Here is a 24,020-nt window from a genome sequence, read left to right on the forward strand (position 1 = left end):
TAGTGCGTGATACATGGTCGAGGCAATCGGCTGGCAAGGCTGGCTGACCGTTGCAGTCATCGCCGCCACGCTTGGGCTGCTGCTGTGGGAGCGCTTCACGCCAGACAAGATCCTTGCCAGCGCGGCGCTGGTGCTTATGGCAAGCGGTGTCCTGAGTCCGGCGGAAGCCTTGGCGGGCTTCTGGAACAAGGGCGTGCTCACCGTGGCCGTGCTGTTTGTTTTGGTGGCCGCGCTTAAAACCACGGGCGCCATCCGCTGGATAGGCAACTGGGTCCTTGGTCGCCCGCGCGGATTGCTCCATGCGCAGGCACGGACGATCGGGCTCGCAGCGCCCCTCAGCGCGTTCATCAACAATACCCCGATCGTCGCAATGATGACCTCTGCAGTGGAGCACTGGAGCAGACGCACCGGGCTGCCGCCGTCGCGCCTACTCCTGCCGATGAACTACGCCACGATTCTTGGCGGCATGTGCACGCTCTTGGGCACGAGCACCAACCTGATCGTGGCCGGTCTTGTGCTGCAGGCGGGCCTGCCGCCTATGAACATGTTCACCCCCCTTGGTGTTGGTATCGTCGCGGCTGCGGTTGGCCTGGCCTACCTGCTGACTATCGGGCGATGGCTTCTGCCTGACCGGCGCTCCGCCTTCCAACAAGCACGAGCAGATGCGCGCGAATATACCGTGGAGATGCTTGTCGAGCCGCAAGGCCCCGTCGCCGGTCTAACCATCGGCGAGGCGGGGCTGCGCCACCTTGAGGATTCGTTCCTGTTGGAGTTGATTCGGGGAAATGACGTGCATCCGGCGGTCGCACCGGGGATGAAGCTGGAGGGAGGCGATCGACTTGTGTTCGTCTGCGGAACCCACGCCATCCGTGAGCTGCACCTGCTCGAAGGTATACGCCCGGCGACAGACCAGGTCTTCAAGATCGAACACGGCGATGGACAGCGCACTCTCGTGGAAGTGGTTCTGTCGGCATTCCATCCCGCCATAGGGCGCACCTTGGTGGCTGCCGCCTTCCGGAGCCATTACAACGCAGCAGTGATCGCGATTGCCCGCCGTGGGCAACGACTGCACGGGAAGCCCGGCGAGGTGGAACTGCAGGCGGGCGACACGCTGCTGGTCGAGACCGACTCAGCGTTCCTTGCAAGGTATGGCGGTTCGGCCGATTTCCTTCTGGTCAACGAGATAGATGGATCGGGTGCCGTGGACCGCCGCAAGGCTTGGGGCGTGCTGGGCGCGCTCGGGCTCATGGTGGTGGCTAATACGTTGTTGGGCGTGGACATCCTGTTGTCCGCCACCGCGGCAGCGGTAGCGGTCGTGCTAGCCCGTTGCGTGAGTCTCGTGGAGCTGCGCCGCAGCCTGGACCTCCGTCTGCTGGTGGTGATCGGCTCTTCTTTTGCTTTGGGCGCTGCGCTGGACCGCAGCGGCGTGGCAACCGTTGTGGCGAGCGCCCTAGGGCAATGGTCCGCGGCGGACCCACTCACCACGCTGATTCTGGTCTATATCACGACCGTCGTCGCCACCGAGATGTTGACCAACAACGCTGCCGCCGTGTTGATGTTTCCCATAGGACTTGCCGCCGCCGGGCAGCTCGGCACGGATCCGATGCCGTTCATCATGGCGGTCATGATGGGGGCCTCGGCCGGTTTCATTACTCCCATCGGCTACCAGACCAATCTGATGATCTACGGTCCCGGTGGCTACCGGTTTACCGACTACATCCGCGTCGGCCTCCCGCTCTCAATCTGTGTCGGAACCGCGGTATTGTGGGCGATCTCCCGCCTGTGGCCGTTTTGACGCTTGCCCCCCCCCCTCCCGCCAGGAATGAAGCACTCCATGCTGGACACGCACACGCTATCCCACCTCGACCGCCTCGAAGCCGAAAGCATACACATCCTCCGCGAGGTGGCATCGGAATTCCAGAACCCGGTGATGATGTATTCCGTCGGCAAGGACAGCTCGGTGTTGCTGCACCTTCTGGTCAAGGCGTTCTACCCTGCACGGCCGCCGATTCCACTGTTGCATGTGGACACCACGTGGAAGTTCGGCGAGATGATCGCCTTTCGTGACCGCCGCGCGAAGGAAACCGGCGTCGAGCTGCGCACCCATACCAACCCGGATGGCCTTTCACAGGGCATCGGCCCGGTTAGCCACGGTGCCACGGTGCATACCGACGTTATGAAGACCCAAGCGCTGAAGCAGGCGTTGGACAAATGGGGCTTCGATGCCGCCGTCGGCGGTGCCCGCCGCGATGAGGAAAAATCTCGCGCCAAGGAACGCATCTTCAGCTTCCGTAACGAGCAACATCGCTGGGATCCGAAGAACCAGCGTCCAGAACTCTGGAGCTTGTACAACACTCGCATCCACAAGGGCGAGTCGGTACGCGTGTTCCCGATCTCAAACTGGACGGAGTTGGACGTCTGGCTCTACATCTTCCGCGAGAACATTCCGGTGCCGTCTCTGTATTTCGCCAAGCCGCGCCCGGTGGTCGAACGCAACGGCGCACTGATCATGGTCGACGACGACCGTCTCCCCCTGCGCGCCGGTGAGAAACCACAGATGAGGAAGGTCCGCTTCCGCACCCTCGGCTGCTACCCGTTGACAGGCGCGATCGAGTCCGAGGCAGAGACGCTCGAGGCAATCATCGCCGAGATGCTGATCTCGACGACGTCCGAGCGTCAGGGTCGCGTGATCGACCATGACCCGACGGCATCCATGGAGAAAAAGAAGCAGGAGGGCTACTTCTGATGAACCACATGACCACGAACGCCCGCGCGGCGGTTGCCGCCTACCTGCAGCAACATGAGACGAAGAGCCTGCTGCGCTTTATCACCTGCGGCAGCGTGGATGACGGCAAGAGCACCCTGATCGGCCGCCTGTTGCACGACACCAAGCTGTTGTTGGACGACCAGCTGGCCGCGCTGGAGGCCGACAGCAAGCGGCACGGCACCCAGAACGGTGAGATCGATTTCGCACTGCTGGTGGACGGTCTGGCTGCCGAGCGCGAGCAGGGCATCACCATCGACGTCGCCTACCGCTTCTTCGGGACTGATCGGCGTAAATTCATTGTCGCCGACTGTCCCGGGCATGAGCAGTACACCCGCAATATGGCGACCGGCGCCTCGACTGCCGACCTTGCCATCGTGCTCGTCGACGCGCGCAAGGGTCTGTTGACCCAGACCCGCCGCCACAGCTACATCCTGTCGTTGCTGGGGATCCGCCACGTTGTGTTGGCGGTGAACAAGATGGACGTCGTCGACTATGACCGAAAAGTCTTTGACGACATCGTCGCCGGCTACGTGGCGCTGGCGGACCAGCTTGGCATCCCGAACGTCACTGCTATCCCGTTATCGGCCCTGCGGGGCGACAACATGCTGGGAAAGTCCGATGCAACTCCGTGGTACGACGGGCCGGCGCTTCTGGAGCACCTTGAGACCGTAGAAGTGGCCCGCGAGACGGGCACCCGCGGCTTCCGCCTCCCAGTACAGTGGGTGTGCCGGCCGAACCAGAATTTCCGTGGCTTCGCCGGCACCCTCGTGGCCGGCGCAGTGACCGTTGGCGACGACATCGCCGTATTGCCGGCCGGCCAGCGTTCCAAGGTCAAAGCGATCGTCACCGCCGATGGTGACCTCGACCGCGCGGTCCAAGGCCAAGCGATCACCCTGACCCTGACCGATGAAATCGACGCGAGCCGCGGGGACGTGATTGTCGCCGCTTCAAATCCGGCTGAGGTTGCCGACCAGTTTGCCGCGCACGTGCTCTGGCTCGGCGAGCAACCTTTGTTACCAGGTCGCCCTTACTGGATGAAAATCGGCAGCCGCACCGTCGGCGCTCAAGTCACAGAGATCAAGCACAAGGTCGACGTTAACACTCAAGAAGAGTTGGCGGCCAAGCATCTGGAGTTGAACGAAGTTGCCCAGATTAACCTTTACCTTGACCAGCCCGTGCCGTTTGAGCAGTACGACGAGAACCGTGACCTTGGCGCCTTCATTCTGATCGATCGCCAGAGCAACGGAACTGTCGCCGCTGGCACAATTGACTTCGCGCTGCGTCGCTCGGGCAACATCCACTGGCAACACGTGGACGTGGACAAGGGCGCGCGCGCGCGCATCAAGCACCAGACCCCGCGCTGCGTGTGGTTCACCGGCCTGTCGGGCTCGGGCAAGTCCACCATCGCCAACCTGGTGGAGAAGAAGCTGCTGGCCCAGGGCCACCACACCTACATCCTCGACGGCGACAACGTCCGCCATGGCCTCAACAAGGACCTGGGGTTCACCGACGAGGACCGCGTGGAGAACATCCGCCGCGTTGCGGAGGTGGCCCGGCTGATGGTCGATGCCGGCCTCATCGTGCTGGTCAGCTTCATCTCCCCGTTCCGCGCCGAGCGGCGCATGGCGCGGGAGATGTTCGAGGACGGCGAGTTCCTGGAAGTGTTCGTCGACACGCCGCTGGAAGTGGCCGAGCAGCGCGACGTCAAGGGCCTCTACGCCAAGGCCCGCGCGGGCAAGCTCAGCAACTTCACGGGCATCGATTCTCCTTATGAAGCGCCCCTCGCTGCCGATCTCACGCTGGAAGCGGGAAGAGTGGAGGCATCGGATCTAGCGGACTCCGTAGTGTCAATAATCATGAGAGATTTTTAATGTATTTGCGGTTAGTCGCACTTTTTTTTGTCGTGCTGTTTTCAGCAAATCCACTCTGTGTGCAGGCCAAAGACGCTGTGGCGCGTGGAGCGCTCAATGAGGCTCTGGCCAACATTGATGACTTCTATGGCCGCTCGCGTGTTGATTATCATGGCCATACCACGCGCCTTGATTGGCTCGTAATGCCCAATCCTGGCCGCAAGGCTCGCGCTTATGAAAGCTTGAAGTTTCATAGCGCGAGTCGTGCCTACATGGAGATTGGCGTGCCAGAGGCTGCGTCCGGTAGCGTAGCGGCCGTCTACTTGGATGGTCTCAAGGTGGCGGACTTGGTGCAAAGGGCTGGCGAGGGTCTCTCGCTCAAGTTTACGGGCGAAAAGATTGCTTCGATAGACGCTTCCAAAAGCGCCTCCCGTGTTTGGTCTATGGAAATTTCTCGAGGTCAAGACGGCATCGAGTTTTGCCTAAGCGAGACCTGTCGCAAGCTTTCCTCTGGCCCGCAGTCCGTGGAAGTAATCTCTCACGACTCTGAGGTCTACCTCGCCAATCCCCAACATAGGGAAGGGCGACTTGAGCTGAAGGAACCCGGATCGAGATTTGAAAGTATCGCGGCACCGAGGGGCGTGCTCGCGTGGGAAGGCTTGTCAAAGCGCCTTTACCACATATCTATAAGCTTCATGGGCGCATATGCGGCTTGTGCGTCCGACTCCGCCGCAGATCCTGTGGGGTGCTCTCGGTTAAGGTCTGAAGCACCCCGAGTCGCTGCTTCTATGTTGGATGACATTCTGAAGTGGTCCAATTGGAGGACCTTTGACGAGTCCCTGGTTAATCCATCCGTGTCGGCGGGGGTCGCTGATTGGGATAAGGGGAACTGGGCCAATGGCTATATGCCCTTTGCGGCAGCGGCTTTTGCTTTTGTTTCGGACAACTGGCAATCAGGCCGCAACGCGATTGCCGTGCGTAAGAAATTTGAAGACGTTTTTTACCCATATATTGAAGATCCCATCTACCATGCGAATGTGGCGCACTGGGTCAGAAGGTCCAATAACCATGGGGCGATCGTAATTGGCAACGCTTATGCCGCCGAGCTTCTGAGCAGCAATTGTCAGGAAAGCGCGCTGTCCAATAACTTACTGAGCTCATGCCGAACCGTCGCCAATGGTTCCTTTGTTGATGGCGTCTACGTTGAGTCATTCAGCTATATGCAAGTGTTCGTTATGGAGTCCTTGGCTGCTGTCGCAATGCGACAGAGATGCTTCGGTGAAACATTTGAAGTGGCGTTCTCTGAACTTTACGGAAAGGGTCAGCTGGAGAATATGGCGGAGGTTGTTCCGTTCGTTACGGGGCCTGCAGGAGAGATGCTCTTGCCATTCGGCGATTGCTGTGGCCTCGGCTGGCGGCGGGACATGCTCGCAGTACTCGCTACTGAGAACGCGGCCGTGACGCCAATCTTGGAAGCTGGGACTAAGTTGGCAGGGGGTAGCGCCTCTCTCCTCCAACTCGCGGATCTGAATCCCAATCGCCGTCAGGCTCCGGTAAGTACAGGAACTTTGAGTTGTTTTTCAAGTGACCTTGGGCTAGCGGCAGCCGACGTTGAGACAGCATTTGGAAGGATTCAGGTAGGGCTGTCCTCTACTCGTGCCCATCTGACACACAACAAGGATTGGGACTTGGGGGCCATATATTTGGCACTGGACGGCCATCCTCTAGTTGGGGAGCGGATTGACGGGGAAGCACGGCGGGTCCGGTCCGCCCTGAGGCACAGTGGCGCTTGGACCGACCAGTTGCAATCCCAGCTCCCGGGCTGTTTCTCCAGCGAAGCCGGCGCTTGCGAACCTCGAAAAGTTAACGGCGCTCTACTCCTCGCAGAAGCGGATGACAGGTCGTGCAGCGCGTCCGTGGCTCTAAGTGGTTCTGACCGCAGTCGACGAAACTGGAGGGTGCGCAGTCATGAGACACCGGACGCAGAAGTGATAGTGGAGGTTGAGGACTATGTGGACTTGACTTCAGGCACCTCAGTTATCCATGCAAACTTAGAAATCGACGGGTCTGTAACTCTAGTCGGTGACGAAATCAGGTTGATGCGAGATGGCGTGCGGGTGACGCTGTCTATAGATGGCTACGAGATTATTTCAGTCAAGGAAGTGCCTGGGACGGCCGAGGGTTATACGAGTGTGCGCCTCAGGGGGGCGGCTATCAATGAGACGACTTCTCGCGTCGGCCGCCTAAGAATCTCTGTTTCTTCTGCACGGCCGGAAGTCGCTCGGACGGGCTTTCATTAAAGGTCTCTCCAGTCACTTTGGCTGTTGATTGCCTCTGGCGGGGGTCAACTAGCGATAAGACTTTGCAGCGAACTTTAGAGCCGCGACAAGTGGGTCATTGCCGTCTTATGTGCAGGTCAAGCGCGAAGCTCGCGCTAGTGCGCGTTGCCGGCCAGGCGAATTCCACCGCTTGGCACGGCCCGTACTGCAGGTAGGCGACGGTGTGGTGGGCCGCCACCACCTCTGGCGGCGGCAGGTCGTGCCGCAGCACCAGCCGGTTTCCCGTAGCCGCACTGGTGAGGGTGACGGTGCCGGGTTCGACGTGCACGTGCCTGTCGGCCGGCACGTGGAACCGGGTGCGGATGGTGCCGGGCGCGTCGAACGCGTCGTACAGCACGATGCGTCCGGGCAGGAACGCCACCCGGCGTTCGTACACGGCGTCGTCGAACATGAAACTGCGGCACGCCACGCCGGCGTCGGTCTCCGTCATGCCCCAACGGGTGTGCCGGCGCTGCCACCGGCGCGAGGTGGTGCTGCGGATGACGTTGGCGCCGGCGCGGTAACTGATGTTGTGGCCCTGCGGGCTGCGCGCGTGCTCGCGCTCCCAGCCCCTGGCGTAACCGAACATCCCCGCCTCGATGAACCAGTCCTCGCCGCCCGCGTGCAACAGGAATGTGCCGTCGTCGGCATGGCGGTGGGCGTGCGAGAGGAACCCGCACTTGATGGCGAAATGGCTGTCCGCATCGCGTTGCACGGCGTAGCCGGCATGGGTGAACACCCGGCGGCCCGTGGGCGCTGCATGCAGCGGCTCCACCGGCTTGCCCGGCGCGGTATCGCCGAACTCCGGCCAGGTGCCGTCCGGCCGCGTGATCCACGCGGTGAATTCATCCGATTGCGCCGGCAGGGCGGTGTCGGTGGCCCCCGTCAGCAGGCGCTGGCACTCGGCGATGCGCGCGGGGATCCAGGACTGGTAGCCGGGCGAGTTCTCCGTGACCACGCCCTCGCGCGAGAGCAGGTGGCAGCGCTCGACCTCCAGCCGCACGGCCAGCACGTCCTCGGGGATATCCAGGAACGGCAGGTAGCGCTTGGCGAGGGTCAGTGCGTAGATCTGGTCGAGTGCGTGGTTGTGGTGGGAGACGGCTACATCGCCGAGCAGGCGATCCACGTGGTCCTCCACCAGCGCCACCCACCGCACCTTCGCTGCGTCCGGAAGTCGCGAAAAGAGGGAGCCGAATGCCCGAACCAGTCGTTCAAGCCGCAACGGCGTGGTGTGCTCCCCCCACGTGAAAGCGGGATCGTTGGACTCGCTGGCCCATGCGGCGACGATCTCATCGACGAAGTGGAGACTTCGCTTATCGCCGCTGTCCAGATGGAGCGCTGTGTACAGGCTGACAAGCGCCAACGACTGATGGTGCCAACGCCAGTTGGCGTCTTCCTGCACCTCCCATGACGGCATCTGGAAGAGTGGGCGCAGTGGATCCGTGGGCCGGTAACGCCAGCCTCCCGCTTCGGCCCTGCACGCGAGCACCGGCCGCTCGGCGGGCGTTTCCCGCACCGCTCTGGTCAACCCCTCCAGCAGCACGGGACGTCGCAGCTCGGCATGGATATCCAGCGTTCTGTGCAAGCGACCTTCCGCGCGTCCAATCGGGTTTGCGAGTGTAAGCTCTCGCCGCATTCGGACTGAGCGAACCCATGGACGAGACCCCCGAACAGAGGCACAAACTCGTCGGCTCACCGGCCCTTTGGCAAATGAAGCGCCGGTTCCAGATCGAGTTCCTGCGCGCGCGCGGCCTGCAGCCGTCCCACCGCCTGCTGGACCTGGGTTGCGGCACGCTGCGCGGCGGCATCCCGCTGATCGGCTACCTCGATGCGGGTCGCTACGTGGGCATCGACGTGCGCGCGGAGGCCATCGCAGAAGCCCGCGCGGAGCTCGCCCAGCACGGGCTGGCCGGCAAGGAGGCGACGCTGCTGGCCGTCGACGGCTTGGCCGGCCTCGCGCTGGGGCATGCCTTCGACGTCGCCTGGGCGTTCTCGGTGCTCATCCACATGGACGATGCGCGCCTGGACGAGGCGCTGGCGTTCACCGCCCGCCACCTGGCGCCGGACGGCGTGCTGTACGCCAACGTCAACGTCGGCGAGCGTGCGCCGGGCGGATGGCAGGGGTTCCCGGTCATGTGGCGGCCGCTGCCCGCGTATGCGGAGGCGGCGCGGCGGGCGGGGTTGGAGGTCGACGACCTAGGGCCACTGGGCGCGTTGGGCCACGTCTCCGGCGTGGCCGCACAGGATGCGCAGCGGATGCTCGCCTTCCGCCACGCCGGCCGGGCATCCGCCCGCGTCGGGCCCGCCGGCGCGCCGGTCAGCGCTGGCCGTACAGCGTGATGCGGGTGCGGCCGCCGGGCGTGTTCGACACGAAGTACTGGCTGCGCGGCAACGTACCGCCGAGGCTGGTGAGGTAGGCCAGCGTCCAGTCCTCGGCGTCGGCCCGGTCGGCGAAATCGAACTCGATCCGGCACCGGGTGTGGCGGCAGTCGACCATTTGTCGCTCCGGTGGCCGCGCCTCGATCGCGAGGATCGCGTCGGATCTGCCGATGCGTTGGAGGGCTTGTTCTGTGGCGGTCGACCAGCGCGGGTCGACGCCCTCGGCGTTGAGCAGCGCGGACAGTTCCTGTTCCGCTTGCCGCAGCGCGTGTGCATGCTCCGAGGCGGGCGCCGGCTCCTCGTATGGAGCAGGGGACAGCGCATAGGGCACACGCCCGGGCGAACCCGAGCGGGAGAGCCGTTCTAGGCGAAGGGAAAGCTGCTCCACTCTAGCTTCCAGTGCAGCCACGCGGTTTTCAGTGCTGGCAATTGGCAATCCGCGTGAAGCCGAGGTCGTCCCGCGCGGACCGGCAGTTGGCAACAGGTAAATGCCCGCCAAGCCGACGATCATGGCCACAGCCCCCAGCACTGCTGCGCCTGTTCGACGGACTACCGGGCGATCAGAGGCCATCGCCCGCGTCTTCTTCGAAAATTCGAATCAGGCCCATCTCCACTTTGGGCGGAACTAGACATGAGATACCGAATGCGCTGTACGAGGTGCTAACGCGATCCAAATCTGAGAAGGTGATCGTATCTTCAATGTCCGGAGCCAGGATGACCTCGCCCGCCACGGACGTGGCCCCCAATCCGCGCCGACCGCCGATGCAGTGCACTGCACGGTTTGCTCTGTTGATCCTTGGTTGTCGAACCAGACCCGGATGTCTGTGGTGTCGTCGTCGCCGACGAACTCCGTCTCGAGCGTGCACGACACGTAGATGCTTGTGAGCTGTTGTTGAAAATGCCCAGCGGACGGAACCGTAGCCCCCCCAGCTCGAGGGGTGTGGAGGGTTGGCACACCCCCGTCGAATGGACGTAGTTGGTGCGCGTAGTGGCCGCATTGACGCTGCCCGGTGCCCCTAGCGAGGCGACCGCCAAAGCGACGGTGGCGGTCGTGCTCAGGATTGTCTTACGCATGGACGTGGCTCCCTGTTGATGCTGATGTGCAGCCGGCACGGGGCAATCCCGGGCGGGTGCTGGCATCTGTCAACGACGGGGTGCGCTTCCGGGACCGGCCAGATTGTCGGATACCAGGCAAATCTTATGGCCTCAGTCCTTCCTCTCGCCACATTGGTAGGGACGGGAAGAGTCCGCCGGTCAACCAGCGAGGCGCCTGGCTTTGGACCACCTGAGTTACAGTGGCCACTCTTGGCGATCTGACACATTTATGAAGGATCGCCGCATTAAGGTCAGCGTATAGAGCCTTCGCGAAACCTGTCGATGAAAGTCGCCATTGTCGGCGCCGGCTATGTCGGCCTGTCCAACGCCGTGCTACTGGCGCAGCGCGACGAGGTCGTTGTACTGGACATCGATCCAGGAAGGGTCGCCCGGGTAAACGGTCGTGAGTCGCCCGTCGAAGATGTCGATATCGGGCGCTTTCTGGCCGAGCAGCCGCTCCACCTGCGCGCCACCTTGAACCCGCGCGAGGCTTACGAGGGCGCGGCATTCGTCGTCATCGCAACACCGACCGACTACGACCCGGCCACCAATCACTTCAACACGAGCTCCGTCGAATCCGTCATCAAGGACGTACTGGCGATCAATCCGGCGGCGACGATGGTCATCAAATCGACGGTACCGGTGGGTTTCACTGCCGAGGCGCGCCAGCGCTTCGGCGTCGACAACATCATTTTCTCGCCCGAGTTCCTGCGCGAGGGCCGGGCGCTGCATGACAACCTGTACCCGTCGCGCATCATCGTCGGCGAGCGCTCGGCGCGCGCCGAGACCTTCGCGGAGCTGTTGCAACAGGGCGCGATCAAGCAGGACGTCCCGGTGTTGTTCACCGATTCGACCGAGGCCGAGGCGATCAAGCTCTTCGCCAACACCTACCTGGCGATGCGGGTGGCCTTCTTCAACGAACTGGACACCTATGCCGCGCGCCACGCGCTGGATACGCGCCAGATCATCGAGGGCGTGGGGCTCGATCCGCGGGTCGGAAACCACTACAACAACCCGTCGTTCGGCTACGGCGGGTATTGCCTGCCCAAGGACACCAAACAGCTACTTGCCAACTATCGGGACGTGCCGCAGAACCTGATGCGGGCGATTGTCGACTCCAACACCACCCGCAAGGACTTCATCGCCGAGGAAGTCATCCGCCGCGATCCGAAGGTTGTTGGCATCTACCGGCTTGTGATGAAGGCCGGCTCCGACAACTTCCGCGCCTCCAGCATCCAGGGGGTGATGAAGCGGATCAAGGCCAAGGGCATCGAGGTGATCGTGTACGAGCCGGTGTTGCAGGACGCGGAGTTCTACAAGTCGCGGGTGGTCAACGACCTTGCCCGTTTCAAGCACGAAGCTGACGTCATCGTCGCCAACCGCATCACCGACGAGATCCGGGACGTGGCCGCGATCGTCTACAGCCGCGATCTGTTCGGGGCTGACTGACCGCTTCCGTTACGACGATCCCGAACTGGAAAGGCCGCCTTGGGGCGGCCTTTCCATTTGCGTCAGAGGTTCTGGTAATTCGGTCCCGAGCCGCCTTCCGGCGTCACCCAGGTGATGATCTCGTACGGGTCCTTGATGTCGCAGGTCTTGCAGTGCACGCAGTTGGCGGCATTGATCTGCAGGCGCCGGCCCTCGGCTTCGTCCTCGACGATCTCGTAGACGCCGGCGGGGCAGAAGCGGGTGCAGGGGTTGTCGTATTCCTCGGTGCAGCGGGTCACGCAGATGTCGGTGTCGGCGACCTTGAGGTGGACGGGCTGGTCCTCGTCGTGTTCGGTCGCGGCGAAGTAAACGCCGGCAAGGCGGTCGCGCGGGGCGAGGGTGCGTTCGACGTAGTCGCGTTCGGGTGACTCGTACTCGCCGATTTTCTCAAGGCTGCACCAGTCGGGTGTGTTCTTGAGCGTCCATGGCGAACGGCCGCCGGTGATGGTTTCCCACGCAGCGTTGAGCATCCCCAGCCACAGGCCCTTTTTGAAACCGGGCTTGATGTTGCGGACCTTGCGCAGCTCGGCCATGGCGTCGGAACTGCGCAGTCGCGCGTCAAAACCGGCGGGGTCGAGCGAGGTCGCGATCAGGTGCTCGGCGGCGAGCATGCCGCTGCGGATCGCCTGGTGCGTGCCTTTCACCTTGGGCACGTTGAGCAGGCCGGCGGTGTCGCCGATCAGGATCGCGCCGGGCATCTCGACCCTGGGCAGCGACTGCCAGCCGCCGGTAACGATCGCGCGTGCGCCGGCCGAGACGATCTCGCCGCCTTCGAGCAGCGGCTTGACCATCGGGTGGTTCTTCCACTGCTGGAAGGCCTCCCACGGCTTGTAGCGCGGGTCCTTGTAGTCGAGGCCACTGACGTAGCCCAGCGCGATCCGGCCCTTGTCGAGGTGGTAGACGAAGCTGCCGCCGTAGGTGCTGTTGTCGGCCGGCCAGCCGAAGCTGTGCACGATCTTGCCTGGGCTGACGCGGTCCTCCGGCACCTGCCAGAGCTCCTTGATGCCGATCGAGTACCCCTGCGGGTCGCTGTCGGCGTCGAGTTCGAACCGCTTCACCAGCCGCTTGGTCAGGTGGCCACGCGCGCCCTCGGCGAGCACGGTGACCTTCGCGCGGATGTCGATGCCCTGGGTGTAGCCGGGCTTGTGCGAGCCGTCCTTCGCCACGCCCATGTCGCCGATGCGCACGCCGATGACCTTGCCAGCGTCGTCGTGCAGGGTCTCGTCGGCGGCGAAGCCGGGGTAGATCTCCACGCCCAGCGCCTCGGCCTGGGGTGCCAGCCAGGCGCACATCGCCCCGAGGCTGACGATCACGTTGCCGTGGTTGTCCATCCCCGGCGGCACCGGCAGCTTGCGGCCGCCGTCCTTCGACAGCAGCCAGAACTCGTCCTCGGTCGCCGGCACGCAGATCGGCGGCGGGTTGTCGCGCCAGCCGGGCAGCAGGGCATCGAGCGGACCGGTCTCGATCACCGCGCCCGACAGGATATGGGCGCCGATGGTCGAGGACTTCTCGATGACGCAGACCGTCGTTTCCGCAGATAGCTGTTTGAACCGGATGGCCGCCGACAGTCCCGCCGGGCCGGCGCCGACGATGACGACGTCGTACTCCATCACGTCGCGTTCGGTCTCGGGGGCGGTGGTCGGGTCGGTCATGGCGGGCTCCTGCTTGCTGACCGTGGATTGTCGCGGGTTTGGGGCGGGGCGCCAAATGGGCGCGGGATGCTGGCGCGTTGTAGGAGCGGCTTCAGCCGCGATCGAGCCGGTGACGCGGTCGGACGGTCCCACGATCGCGGCTGAAGCCGCTCCTACAGGAGCTGGGGAAACGGCGTGCTAGCGTCGCCGCATGGCGCTGCAACCACTGCCGCTGGAGGGTGCGGAACTCGGGTTCGACCCGGAGTGGCTGCCGGCCGGGGAGGCGGCGGCGCTGTTCGCAGAGTTGCGCGCGGCGATTCCGTGGGAAGTCCACCGGATCCGGCTGTTCGGCCGCGAGGTCGACAGCCCGCGGTTGAGCTGCTGGATCGGCGATCCGGATGCGACGTACCGGTACTCGGGGGTGCGGTTCGAGCCACGCCCGTGGTCGGCGGCGCTGTCCGGCCTGCGGGACCGCCTCGAACGCGAGCTCGGCACCGGCTTCAACAGCGTGCTGGCCAACCTTTACCGCGATGGTCGCGATGCGATGGGCTGGCACAGCGACGACGAACCCGAGCTGGGGCCGGCGCCGGTGATCGCTTCGGTCAGCCTGGGCGCGACTCGGCGATTCGTCCTGAAGCACCGGCGCGAGCCGGACCGCAAGCTCGCGCTCGAGCTTCCGTCCGGCAGCCTGCTGGTGATGGCGGGCGCCACGCAGCGGAATTACCGGCATGCGCTGCCGCGTACGGCGCGCCCGGTCGGCGGAAGGATCAACCTGACGTTTCGCAGCATTGGCCGAACCGCCGGCCCCGGGGTCTTGTAGGAGCGACGTAAGTCGCGATGCGGGTCACGGAGCGTGGTCGTGATTGGACGGAATTCGCGCTCCGGCCACGTAGAGCGCGTCGACCGCTGGTGGTGCCAGCCGTCAGTGGGTCGCGACTTACGTCGCTCCTACCGTTCCTTGATGGCCCCGCCCGTCATGGGGGGAGTCGTCGCAGTCCCGCAAAGCGCCGCGGGCCGTGCTGCCCGGAGAACCTAGGGATGCTCGGCGGCGTGCGCGTTGCCGCTGGTGAGGACCCAGCCGGCGACGTCGCCGGCCACTGCGCCCAACCCCGACTCGAATGCGGTGACGACGTCGCCGACGCCGACGCTGGCGGCCGGCACGGCCTGCAGGAAGGTCCGTGCCGCGACGACTTCCTGGTCGGGGGCGTGCAGCAGTTTCGCGTTGACCTCGATCGTCGCGGCCGGCACGGATCCGCCGGTGCCGCCGGTGTAGTCGGACTCGAACCGCCGCAGGTCGAGCACCAGCTTGTAGTCGGCGCTGATGCCGCTGCCCTGGCGGGCGACGGCGGGGATGCGTTCGGAATCCTCCAGCGCCCGCAGCACGGCGTCCTCGAGCATGTCCGAGGGCGTCTTGGCCCATGCGGCGCCCTTGTACACCTGCAGCTCGTTGGGCGCGGGCCGCACCGCGATTCGCAGGCTGTCGTTCATCTGCGAGGCGGTGGCGCGCGACAGTGACAGCTGCCAGTCGACGCTGGGCCAGCCAGTGGTCGCCTCGACGCGCGGGTCGGGTGCATAGATGGTGGCGCGCTCCTTCCCGCCACCGCCCAGCAGGGAGCAGCCGGCGAGCAGGGTAGCCGCGAGCAGCGTCGACCAGCGCAGGGCCACGGCGGTGGCGCGCGTCGGGAGCAAGCGTGCCGGCGCTGCCGCGCGGTGCGGACGATGGCGGACGTGGGCGGAGGCGGGATCGTTCATTCGGGCTCGAACTCCTTCGGTGCGTCGCGGCCGAGCAGGTAACCGGCGGGGTTGTTGTCGAGGCGGTCGCTGATCCGACGCAGGTCGCGCACCAGCGCGCGCAGCTCGCCGAGCGTCGGCCCCAGCTGTGCCAGGCCGTCGTTGGCGAAGCTGTTGATCGCCGCGCGGTTCTCGTTGACCAGGCCGTTGGCGCCCGCCGCGGCCGAGTCGAGCTCGCCCAGGGTGTGGTCGAGCTTGTCGACCAGCCCGGGCAGCTTCTGCACGAGTTCGCGGTCGACGTCGGCGGTGATCTTCTCGGTGCGCGCCAGGGTCGCCTTCAGGTGGGCGCTGGATTCGCGCGCGTTGACCACCAGCGCGCGCAGGTCCTCGCGCTGGTCGGCGATCGAGCCGGTGAGCGTTTCGATGTTCTCCAGGGTCTGCGCCACACGCTCGACGTTCTCCTCGCTCAGCACCTGGTCGAGCCGGGCGACCAGCCGGTTGGCGGTGTCGGCAATGTTCTGCAGCGCCGACGGCTCGGTCTGGATGACCGGGATCGGGCGCTGGTCGACGTCGACCAGCATCGGGCTGGACGGCTCGCCGCCGGTGAGCTGGATGATCGGGCTGCCGGTGATGCCGGTCATCGACATCTTGGCGCGGGTGTCGGTCTTGACCGGCGCGCGGGCCTGCAGCCGCAGCAGCGCGCGGACCCGGCGCGGGTCGTCGGGCGCGAGGCTGAGCTTCTGCACGGTGCCGACCGAGATGCCGTTGTACTGCACGCTGCTGCCTTCGCTGAGGCCGGTTACCGGCTCGTTGAAGACCACCATGTACTCCTGCCAGCTTTTTTCGGAGGAGTACTTGGCCGCCCACAGCGCGAACAGCAGCAGGAACAGCGAGACCACGATCGTGAATGCACCGATCAGGACGTAGTTGGCCTTGGTTTCCATCAGTGGCTTGCCTCGATCGTCGGGTCGGCGCCCGGGTTTGCGGCCTGGTCCGCGCGCGCAGGCGCGCCGGCCTCCTGCGTGTTGCGGTCGCGCGCCGTCTGGGCCGCTCTCGCGCGCGGTCCGTGGAAGTACTCCTGCACCCACGGGTGGTCGAGCTGTTCGACCTCGGCCAGCGGGGCGCAGGCGATCACCTTGCGGTCGGCCAGCACCGCGACCCGGTCACAGATAGCGTAAAGCGTGTCGAGATCGTGCGTGATGAGGAACACGGTCAGTCCGAGCGCCTCCTGCAGGGTGCGGATCAGGCGGTCGAACGCAGCGGCGCCGATCGGGTCGAGGCCGGCGGTGGGCTCGTCCAGGAACAGCAGCGGCGGGTCCAGTGCCAGCGCGCGCGCCACGCCGGCGCGCTTGCGCATGCCGCCCGACAATTGCGAGGGCAGCTTGTCCAGCGCGTCGGCAGGCAGCCCGGCCAGCTTGACCTTGAGCAGCGCCAGTTCGTAGCGGAGCGAGTCGGCCAGCTCGGGGTAGTGCTCCTTCAGCGGCACCTGCACGTTCTCGCCAACGGTCAGCGACGAAAACAGCGCGCCGTCCTGGAACAGCACGCCGGTGCTGCGTTCTATCAGCCGCCGGTCGTCCTCGTCGTCGCTGCGCGCGTCGACGCCCAGCACCTCGATCTCGCCCTCGTTCGGTCGCCGCAGGCCGAGGATCGACCGCATCAGCACCGACTTGCCGGTGCCCGAGCCGCCAACGACGCCGAGGATCTCGCCGCGCATCAGGTCCAGGTCCAGCCCGTCGTGCACGACCTGCTCACCGAACCGGTTGACCAGCCCGCGCACGCGCACCACCGGTGCGACCGGGTCGGCGGGCATGTCGGGTGCGTCGGCGGCCATCAGATGTCCATCTCCATGAACCAGATCGCCGCGAAGGCATCGAGGATGATCACCAGCGAGATCGCCTGCACCACGCTCGAGGTTGTGCGCTCGCCGACCGACTGCGCGGTGCCCTTGACCTGCAGGCCCTCAAGGCAGCCGATCAGGCTGATTACCAGCGCGAACACCGGCGCCTTGGCCAGCCCGACCCAGAAGTGGCGCAGCTCCATGGTGTCCTGCATCCGCCCGAGGTATTGCTGCGGCGGGATGTCCAGCCCGTAGGCACCGACGGTGAGGCCGCCGAGCAGGCCGAAGATGTTGGCGATGAATGTCAGCAGCGGCAGCATCACCACCAGCGCGAGCACGCGCGGGATCACCAGCTGGTCCACCGGATCCAGCCCCAGCGTGCGCATCGCGTCGACCTCCTCGCGACTGACCATCGCGCCGATCTGCGCAGTGAACGCGCTGGCGGTGCGGCCGGCGAGGATGATCGCGGTCAGCAGCACGCCGAACTCGCGAAGGAACGCGATGCTGACGAGCTCGACCACGAAGATGGTTGCGCCGAAGTCGCGCAGCACGTTGGCGCCCAGGAACGCGACCACCGCGCCGACCAGGTAGCACAGCAGCGCCACCAGCGGCACCGCGTCCAGGCCGACCTGCTCCATGTGGAAGACGGTGGACGTCGGCCGGAAGCGCGACGGCTCCTTCGCCATGCGCAGCAGCTTGGCCAGCACCTCGCCAAAGAAGCCCAGCAGGGCGAGGAATTCCTTCCAGTTGTCGGTGACCGCGAAGCCGAGGCGGGCCAGCGCCGCCGCCACGCCGTACTCGCGCTTGCGCGGCGGGCGCCCGTCGGCGACGTCGTCGATCGCGGCGACGAGTGCCTGGTGGTCGTCGCGGAACGTCACGCAGTCCATGCCCAGGCCGCGCAGTTCGCAGAACCGCAGCAGCTGCAGCGCGCCGAGCGAATCCAGCCGTTCGACCCCACGCGCATCAAGCGCGGTGACGTCGGCGGAGGTGGATTTCAGGCACTCGGTCAGCGTGCCGGCGTGCTCCAGCGTCCAATGCCCGCGCAGCAGCAGGCGGCCGGGCTCGCGGGCGTCGGATTCGATGCGTGGTGGTTGCGGGGCGGATGCGGTCATGGGGCCTCGTCGCCGCAGGATACAGCCGCCTGTGCGAAGCGTGTCGACACGCCACCGTCGCATGCGATGCTTTGCCGATGACGAGCCCGTCCCTGTCCCCGCCGCTGGTCGCGCCCGGCGTTGCCTCCGGCCCGATACCGCTCACCAATGCCAGCTACGCCGACCGGATCGCCTTCATGGTCGAGCTGGCCGAACGCCTGCACCTGTACGGCACGACCGCCCAGCGGCTGGAGGCGGCGCTGCTGATGGTGGCCGACCGCCTGCGGCTGGAGTGCGAACCGTGGTCCAGCCCGACCGCGCTGATCCTGAGCTTCAGTGACCCGCAGCGGTTGCCAGGCGCCAGCGACACCACTCGCGTGGTCCGCCTGCCCCCCGGCGACAACGACCTCTACAAGCTGGCAGAGACCGACCGCATTGCCGAGGCGGTGATCGCCGGCGAGCTCGATCTCGCCCACGCCTTCGAGGCGATGGCCGCGCTCGACCGGCCGCCGACCGCGCGCTGGCGGGTGATGCAGGTGCTGGGCTTCGGGCTGGTCGCGGCGGCGATCGGCGGGCTGCTGCGGTTGCCGTGGCTGGACATCGCGATCGCCGGCTTCAACGGTGTGCTGATCGGCGTGCTGACCCAGCTGGGCGAGACCCGCCCGCGCCTGCGCGAGGCGTCCGACGCGGTGCTGGCCCTGGTCGCGTCGCTCGTGGCGGTGCTGGTGGCCAGTTTCGTCGCGCCGTTGAACCAGAACACCGTGATCATCTGTTCGCTGATCGTGCTGCTCCCGGGCCTGTCGCTGACCAACGCCATGAACGAACTGGCCAGCCAGCACCTGGTGTCGGGCACCGCGCGGTTTGCCGGCGCGATCATGACGGTGCTGAAACTCGCATTGGGCACGGCGATCGCACTCTATGTCGCCAACCTCATCGGCTTGGCGCCGGAGGTGCGCGCGCTGCGGCCACAGCCGGCCTGGATGGAATGGCTGGCACTGGCGGCGGCCTCGCTCGCGTTCGCGGTGCTGTTCCGCGCCGCGTTGCGCGATTACCCCGCGGTGATTCTGTCGGCCGCGGCCGGTTACCTGATCTCGCGGTTTGCCGGCGCCGCCTGGGGCGCGGGGGCGGGGATATTCCTCGCCGCACTGGTGATGACCGCGGCGGGCAATGGCTACGCGCGGTGGTTCCAGCGTCCGGGCGCGATCGTGCGGGTCCCCGGCATCATCCTGCTGGTGCCGGGCAGCGCCAGCCTGCGCGGGCTGCTGAACCTGATCCAGCAGCAGGACGTGAACGCCGGACAGATCGCGGTGCTGGCGGTGCTCAATATCCTGCTGGCGCTGATCGCCGGCCTGCTGTTCGGCAACCTGCTGCTGCCGTCACGGCGGAACCTGTAGGCGTCGCCGGGAAGTGCGAAAAAAAACGCCGGCGTGATGCCGGCGTTTTCTGTTTTGCCAGGCGCGTGCCGGCGATTACTTGATCAGGAAGTCCTGCAGGTCACGGCCTTCGCTGGTGTAGGCGGCCAGCCAGCGGGGCTGCTTGCCGCGTCCGGTCCAGGTGTTTTCCGGGTTGGACGGATCCCGGTACTTAGGGGCGACCTTGCCGAGCGACTTGCGCGGCTTCTTGGTGGCGGTGCCGCGCGGCGCGCGGGTGGCGCCGGATGCCGCGGTGGCGCCACCGCCGGCCCCGAACAGCTCATTGAGGGTGTAACCCTCGTTCTTGGCCAGCTGGGCGAGTTTCCGCCGGACCTGGGTGATCGGCTTGCGCTTGCTCAGCGTGGTCTTGCGCTTCTTCGCCTTGCTGATGAGGGTTTCAAGCTCACGCGCGGAAAGGGTGTTGATATCGATCGCCATGCGGGTCTCCCGGGGGNGCTTGCGCTTGCTCAGCGTGGTCTTGCGCTTCTTCGCCTTGCTGATGAGGGTTTCAAGCTCACGCGCGGAAAGGGTGTTGATATCGATCGCCATGCGGGTCTCCCGGGGGTGGAATACCCGGCCGGTTCGGCCGGTTGCCCGCGCATGGTAATGACGATCGCGTTGAGAGTAAATGAAATGAATATGCCGAATCAGGGGTTTGCGCCTGTTTCGGGATTGAAACAACCGGGGCCGGAACCGGGCCCCGGCAATCAGGCCTGGCCGGCGAGCCCGAGGCGCTGCTCCAGCGCCGCCCGCTCGAGGTTTTCCGCCTCGCTGGCGCGCCGGTGGCGGTATTCGAACGTGCCGGCAGCCAGGCCGCGTTCGGAAACCACCACGCGGTGCGGAATACCGATCAGCTCGATATCGGCAAACATCGCGCCGGGGCGCAGGCCACGGTCGTCGAGCACGACGTCCAGCCCCGCGTCGGCGAGTTCGCGGTAGAGCGCCGCGGCCGCGTCGGACACGGCGGCGTCCTTCTTGGGATTGATCACGCACACCGCGACCTGCCACGGCGCCATCGCCTCCGGCCAGGCGATGCCGTTGTCGTCGTGGTTCTGTTCGATGGCGGCCGCGACGATGCGCGAGACGCCGATGCCGTAGCAGCCCATGGTCGGCGTGGCGGCCTTGCCGGAATCGTCCAGCACGGTGCAACCCATCGCCGCCGCGTACTGTCGGCCGAGCTGGAAGATATGCCCCACCTCGATGCCGCGCGCGATGCCGAGGGTGCCGCTGCCGTCGGGCGACCGGTCGCCTGCGACCACGTTGCGGATATCGGCCACCCGTTCCGGCTCTGGCAGGTCCCGGCCCCAGTTGACGCCGGCCAGGTGGAAACCCGGCTCGTTGGCACCGACCACGAAATCGGCCATTGCCGCGACGCTGCGGTCGGCGATGACCGTGATCGCCCGCTTGGGCGCAACCGGGCCGAGGAAGCCGGGCGTGCTGCCGAGGTGCTCGAGAATCTCGGCCTCGGTGGCGGCGCGGTAACCTGCCATGCCGTCCAGCTTGCCCAGCTTGATCTCGTTGACGACGTGGTCGCCGCGCACCAGCGCCAGCACGAACGCCGGCGCCGCGGCGTCGGCGGTCATCAGCGCGACCGATTTCACCGTGCGCTGCAGATCGACCCCCAGCAGCCCGGCCACGGCCTCGCAGGTTTTCTGGGTCGGGGTTTCCACCTTGCGCATGGTTTCGGTGGCGGCGGCACGCTGGCCCGGGGCGAGCGCCTCGGCCAATTCCACGTTGGCGGCGTAGCCGGAACCTTCCGCACCGTTTCCATCGATGGCATAGGCGATCGCGTCCTCGCCCGAGTCGGCCAGGACGTGGAATTCATGCGAGGCGCTGCCGCCGATCGCGCCGGTATCGGCGAATACCGCGCGGAAACCCAGCCCGAGCCGGGTGAAAATGCGGCTGTAGGCGTCGTACATCACCCGGTACTGCCGGTCCAGGTCTTCGTCGCTGAGGTGGAACGAATACGCGTCCTTCATCAGGAACTCGCGCGAGCGCATCACGCCGAAGCGCGGGCGGATCTCGTCGCGGAACTTGGTCTGGATCTGGTAGAAACACACCGGCAACTGCTTGTAACTGGCCAGCTCGTTGCGGGCGAAATCGGTTACGACCTCTTCGTGGGTCGGGCCGTAGCAATACCAGGCGTCCTTGCGGTCCTGGATTTTCAGCAACTGACCGCCGAATTTCTCCCAGCGCCCGGTTTCTTCCCACAGCTCGCGCGGCTGCACCGACGGCATCAGCATTTCGATCGCACCGGCGGCGTCCATCTCCTCGCGCACCGCGCGCTCGACCTTGCGCAGCACGCGCAGGCCCAGCGGGGTCCAGGTGTACAGGCCGGAGGCGAGCTTGCGGATCATGCCGGCCTTGAGCATCAGCTTGTGGCTGACAATCTCGGCGTCGGCGGGGATTTCCTTGCTGGTGTGGAGATGGAATTGCGACAGGCGCATGGCGGGGGATTCTGGAGCCGGAAAGCCGGCATTCTGACACGCTCGCCCGGGTGTTCGGCCCGCCATCGCCAAGCGCGATAGGCCCGCGGTCACCCCGTCGATCGGCCCGGCGTCGCCGTGCGCGATCGGCCCGCCTCGCGGTGCACGATCGGCCCGGAGCTCGCGCGTAGGAGCGACGTAAGTCGCGATGCCACTGACAGCCGTGCCGGGTGCCCCGCGCGAAGGCGAGCGGGGTTGCGATCGCGACTTACGTCGCTCCTACGGATTCCGGTCGGAGGAGCGAAGCGGTTCGGTCGCCAACTCGCCCTGGGATCGCGACGGCGGCGACGACGTTGCCGTGGCAGTTACTGACGACGACGAGGACCGGGCGCTTGCCGCGCCCGCCGGCAGCGAGCCGTACCACGCCGCCAGGTCGCGGGTGTCCTGCGGTTCCAGCGACCGGGCCACGGTCCGCATGATGTGTGCGTAGCCGGTGCCGCCGCGCTGCTCCTTCCGGAACAGCTGCAGCTGCAGGGCGATGTAATCGGGGTGCAGGCCGGCCAGGCGTGGATAGCGCGGATTGCGGGCGTCGTCGCCCGGCCCGTGGCATTCCACGCACGAGGGGATCCGCGCAGCCGCATCGCCCTGTCGCGCCAACCGCTCCCCCCGCGCCGCCGACGCCTCGATTCCCGGTCGCCGCGCATCCCCGGCCCCACGACCACCTGTAGGAGCGGCTTCAGCCGCGATCGCCCCCCCATCCACCGCGAGTGCCCCATCCCCGCGCGCACCCGCCAACCTGGCGTAGTACCCCGCCAGCGCACGCATCTCGCTTGCATCCAGCCCGGCGGCCACCGGCTGCATCACGCCGCTGTGCCGCTCGCCTGCCGCGTACGCCTGCAGGCTCGCGAGCAGGTAGTGCTCGCTCTGGCCGGCCAGCGCCGGGAAGGCGCCCGTGCCGCGGCCGTTACCGTCCCGACCATGGCAACGCGCGCAGTCCGCCACCACCGTCTCCAGGCGCGAAGCGGCTCCACCGGTGGCTCCGGTACCGCGCTCGAGCTGGTCGAGCGATGCGCCCCCGGTCGGCATCCGGGCGGCGCCAGCGCCGTAGGCCAGCTGCCGGAACGCCTGGGGCTCCAACCCCGGCAGCTCCCGCAGGAAGGCGACCATCGCCCACACCTCGTCGTCGCGCTGGTGCGACGGCCACGCCGGCATCGCGGTGTATTTGATCCCGTGCCTGGCGATCCAGAACAACTCTTCGTCGCTCCACCGGTCGATCCTGGGGGGCAGGTACGGCGGCGCCGGCTCCATGTGCCGCACGACCTCGGCGCGGGGGTGGCCGGGCGCACCGTGGCAGGCGAGGCAGCCGCTGGCGTAATGGCCGGCACCCTTGAGCACCATCGCGTCCCGGCTGAGCGGACGCTCCTCCGGCGGCGGCTCGTTGACCGCAAGCGCGTGGGTCTGGACCGAGCGGATCATCGCGAAGTGCAGCAGGAAGCGGGTGATCGGCCAATGCGGCTGGCTGGCTGCGATGGGTACGAAGCCGGCGGAAACGAACAGCAGCGCCGCCACCGCTACCGCCAGCCCGACCACGGCCAGCCGCGCGAGCGACTGAAGCCACGCGTCGCCGACCAGCCAGCGCCAGAACCGCCGCAGCCGGCCGGGCCGGTTTGCCGGTGCGTGCTCACCCATTGGCCACCACCCCGCGCCGGTCGCGCAGCAGGCCCGCCAGCAGCACCAGTGCGCCGGCCAGGTAGGACACGCCGCCGAACACCAGCATCAGCACGCCACCCAGGTGCTGGTCCTGCAGGGGCGACAGGCCGGACAGCGTGAGCACGTCGCCATGGCCGCCGTACAGCGGGCGGGAGGCCAGTGCGAGCAGCACCCCCAGCAACGTCATGTGCATCGATGTCATCAGCAAGCCGGCGACACCGGCCGCGGCGCGATCGCGCCGGCGCGCGGCGTCGCCGCCGAACGCGGCGATCCAGACAAGCAGGC

19 protein-coding genes are annotated in these 24,020 nt (G+C 66.2%); 8 read left to right on the forward strand and 11 right to left on the reverse strand.

Features of this window, described 5'->3' with window-relative positions:
• Nucleotides 1–13 precede the first annotated feature (13 nt).
• Genes ACKVMH_RS03730 through ACKVMH_RS03745 form a run of 4 tightly spaced genes read left to right on the forward strand, consistent with a single transcriptional unit; the run spans nt 14 to nt 6,917 of the window.
• Nucleotides 14–1,795 (forward strand): SLC13 family permease, encoded by a 1,782-nt coding sequence (locus ACKVMH_RS03730; protein ID WP_412699274.1) that lies wholly within the window; start codon nt 14–16, stop codon nt 1,793–1,795.
• 39 nt (nt 1,796–1,834) lie between these two features.
• The gene (cysD, locus tag ACKVMH_RS03735; protein ID WP_412699275.1) at nt 1,835–2,746 is read left to right on the forward strand and encodes a sulfate adenylyltransferase subunit CysD; all 912 of its coding nucleotides are present in this window, start codon (nt 1,835–1,837) and stop codon (nt 2,744–2,746) included.
• Complete coding sequence (cysN, locus tag ACKVMH_RS03740; RefSeq protein WP_412699276.1) at nt 2,746–4,638, forward strand: sulfate adenylyltransferase subunit CysN; 1,893 nt, start codon at nt 2,746–2,748, stop codon at nt 4,636–4,638. Before cysD ends, cysN begins: the two co-directional genes overlap by 1 nt.
• A gap of 32 nt (nt 4,639–4,670) precedes the next feature.
• The gene (locus ACKVMH_RS03745; protein WP_412699277.1) at nt 4,671–6,917 is read left to right on the forward strand and encodes a hypothetical protein; all 2,247 of its coding nucleotides are present in this window, start codon (nt 4,671–4,673) and stop codon (nt 6,915–6,917) included.
• A gap of 94 nt (nt 6,918–7,011) precedes the next feature.
• Here ACKVMH_RS03745 and ACKVMH_RS03750 read toward each other — a convergent pair whose 3' ends face one another.
• Nucleotides 7,012–8,061 (reverse strand): heparinase II/III domain-containing protein, encoded by a 1,050-nt coding sequence (locus ACKVMH_RS03750; protein ID WP_412699278.1) that lies wholly within the window; start codon nt 8,059–8,061, stop codon nt 7,012–7,014.
• Nucleotides 8,062–8,645: 584 nt separating this feature from the next.
• Between ACKVMH_RS03750 and ACKVMH_RS03755 the strand changes: the two genes are divergently transcribed.
• Nucleotides 8,646–9,275 (forward strand): SAM-dependent methyltransferase, encoded by a 630-nt coding sequence (locus ACKVMH_RS03755; RefSeq protein WP_412699279.1) that lies wholly within the window; start codon nt 8,646–8,648, stop codon nt 9,273–9,275.
• Here ACKVMH_RS03755 and ACKVMH_RS03760 read toward each other — a convergent pair.
• Nucleotides 9,253–9,825, reverse strand: a complete 573-nt coding sequence (locus ACKVMH_RS03760; protein WP_412699280.1) for a hypothetical protein — start codon at nt 9,823–9,825, stop codon at nt 9,253–9,255. The two genes, ACKVMH_RS03755 and ACKVMH_RS03760, sit on opposite strands and share 23 nt — an antisense overlap.
• Nucleotides 9,826–10,691: 866 nt before the next feature.
• Here ACKVMH_RS03760 and ACKVMH_RS03765 point away from each other — a divergent pair.
• Complete coding sequence (locus ACKVMH_RS03765) at nt 10,692–11,858, forward strand: nucleotide sugar dehydrogenase (RefSeq protein ID WP_412699281.1); 1,167 nt, start codon at nt 10,692–10,694, stop codon at nt 11,856–11,858.
• 62 nt (nt 11,859–11,920) lie between these two features.
• On the opposite strand, the gene ACKVMH_RS03770 is transcribed toward ACKVMH_RS03765, so the two are convergent.
• Nucleotides 11,921–13,549: an electron transfer flavoprotein-ubiquinone oxidoreductase gene (locus tag ACKVMH_RS03770; protein WP_412699282.1), complete on the reverse strand. Its 1,629-nt coding sequence runs from the start codon at nt 13,547–13,549 to the stop codon at nt 11,921–11,923.
• A 190-nt stretch (nt 13,550–13,739) separates the two neighbouring features.
• Here ACKVMH_RS03770 and ACKVMH_RS03775 point away from each other — a divergent pair, with 190 nt between their 5' ends.
• Nucleotides 13,740–14,348, forward strand: a complete 609-nt coding sequence (locus ACKVMH_RS03775; protein WP_412699283.1) for an alpha-ketoglutarate-dependent dioxygenase AlkB family protein — start codon at nt 13,740–13,742, stop codon at nt 14,346–14,348.
• Nucleotides 14,349–14,560: 212 nt separating this feature from the next.
• Here the strand turns inward: ACKVMH_RS03775 and ACKVMH_RS03780 are convergent, their stop codons facing one another.
• Genes ACKVMH_RS03780 through ACKVMH_RS03795 form a run of 4 tightly spaced genes read right to left on the reverse strand, consistent with a single transcriptional unit; the run spans nt 14,561 to nt 18,208 of the window.
• Nucleotides 14,561–15,217, reverse strand: coding sequence for an ABC-type transport auxiliary lipoprotein family protein (locus ACKVMH_RS03780; protein ID WP_412699291.1), 657 nt, complete (start codon nt 15,215–15,217; stop codon nt 14,561–14,563).
• Nucleotides 15,218–15,276: 59 nt separating this feature from the next.
• Nucleotides 15,277–16,203, reverse strand: a complete 927-nt coding sequence (locus ACKVMH_RS03785; RefSeq protein WP_215218795.1) for an MlaD family protein — start codon at nt 16,201–16,203, stop codon at nt 15,277–15,279.
• The gene (locus ACKVMH_RS03790) at nt 16,203–17,090 is read right to left on the reverse strand and encodes an ABC transporter ATP-binding protein (RefSeq protein WP_412699284.1); all 888 of its coding nucleotides are present in this window, start codon (nt 17,088–17,090) and stop codon (nt 16,203–16,205) included. Before ACKVMH_RS03790 ends, ACKVMH_RS03785 begins: the two co-directional genes overlap by 1 nt.
• On the reverse strand, nt 17,090–18,208 hold the full coding sequence (locus tag ACKVMH_RS03795; protein WP_412699285.1) for an MlaE family ABC transporter permease: 1,119 nt from the start codon (nt 18,206–18,208) through the stop codon (nt 17,090–17,092). Before ACKVMH_RS03795 ends, ACKVMH_RS03790 begins: the two co-directional genes overlap by 1 nt.
• Before the next feature lie 92 nt (nt 18,209–18,300).
• Here ACKVMH_RS03795 and ACKVMH_RS03800 point away from each other — a divergent pair, with 92 nt between their 5' ends.
• Nucleotides 18,301–19,581, forward strand: coding sequence for a threonine/serine exporter family protein (locus ACKVMH_RS03800; RefSeq protein ID WP_412699292.1), 1,281 nt, complete (start codon nt 18,301–18,303; stop codon nt 19,579–19,581).
• A 75-nt stretch (nt 19,582–19,656) separates the two neighbouring features.
• On the opposite strand, the gene ACKVMH_RS03805 is transcribed toward ACKVMH_RS03800, so the two are convergent.
• The 4 genes from ACKVMH_RS03805 to ACKVMH_RS03820 form a co-directional block, all read right to left on the reverse strand.
• The gene (locus ACKVMH_RS03805; protein ID WP_412699286.1) at nt 19,657–20,148 is read right to left on the reverse strand and encodes an H-NS histone family protein; all 492 of its coding nucleotides are present in this window, start codon (nt 20,146–20,148) and stop codon (nt 19,657–19,659) included.
• A 158-nt stretch (nt 20,149–20,306) separates the two neighbouring features.
• Nucleotides 20,307–22,046 carry a proline--tRNA ligase gene (locus tag ACKVMH_RS03810; RefSeq protein ID WP_412699287.1) on the reverse strand — a complete coding sequence of 580 codons (1,740 nt, stop codon included), beginning with the start codon at nt 22,044–22,046 and terminating at the stop codon, nt 20,307–20,309.
• Between the two features lie 258 nt (nt 22,047–22,304).
• Complete coding sequence (locus tag ACKVMH_RS03815) at nt 22,305–23,714, reverse strand: c-type cytochrome (RefSeq protein WP_412699288.1); 1,410 nt, start codon at nt 23,712–23,714, stop codon at nt 22,305–22,307.
• On the reverse strand, nt 23,707–24,020 hold a 314-nt coding region (locus tag ACKVMH_RS03820; protein WP_412699289.1), incomplete at its 5' end, for a cytochrome c oxidase assembly protein. The genes ACKVMH_RS03820 and ACKVMH_RS03815, both read right to left, overlap by 8 nt.

It is taken from the genome of Lysobacter zhanggongensis (assembly GCF_046638635.1).
GTDB lineage: Bacteria > Pseudomonadota > Gammaproteobacteria > Xanthomonadales > Xanthomonadaceae > Novilysobacter > Novilysobacter luteus.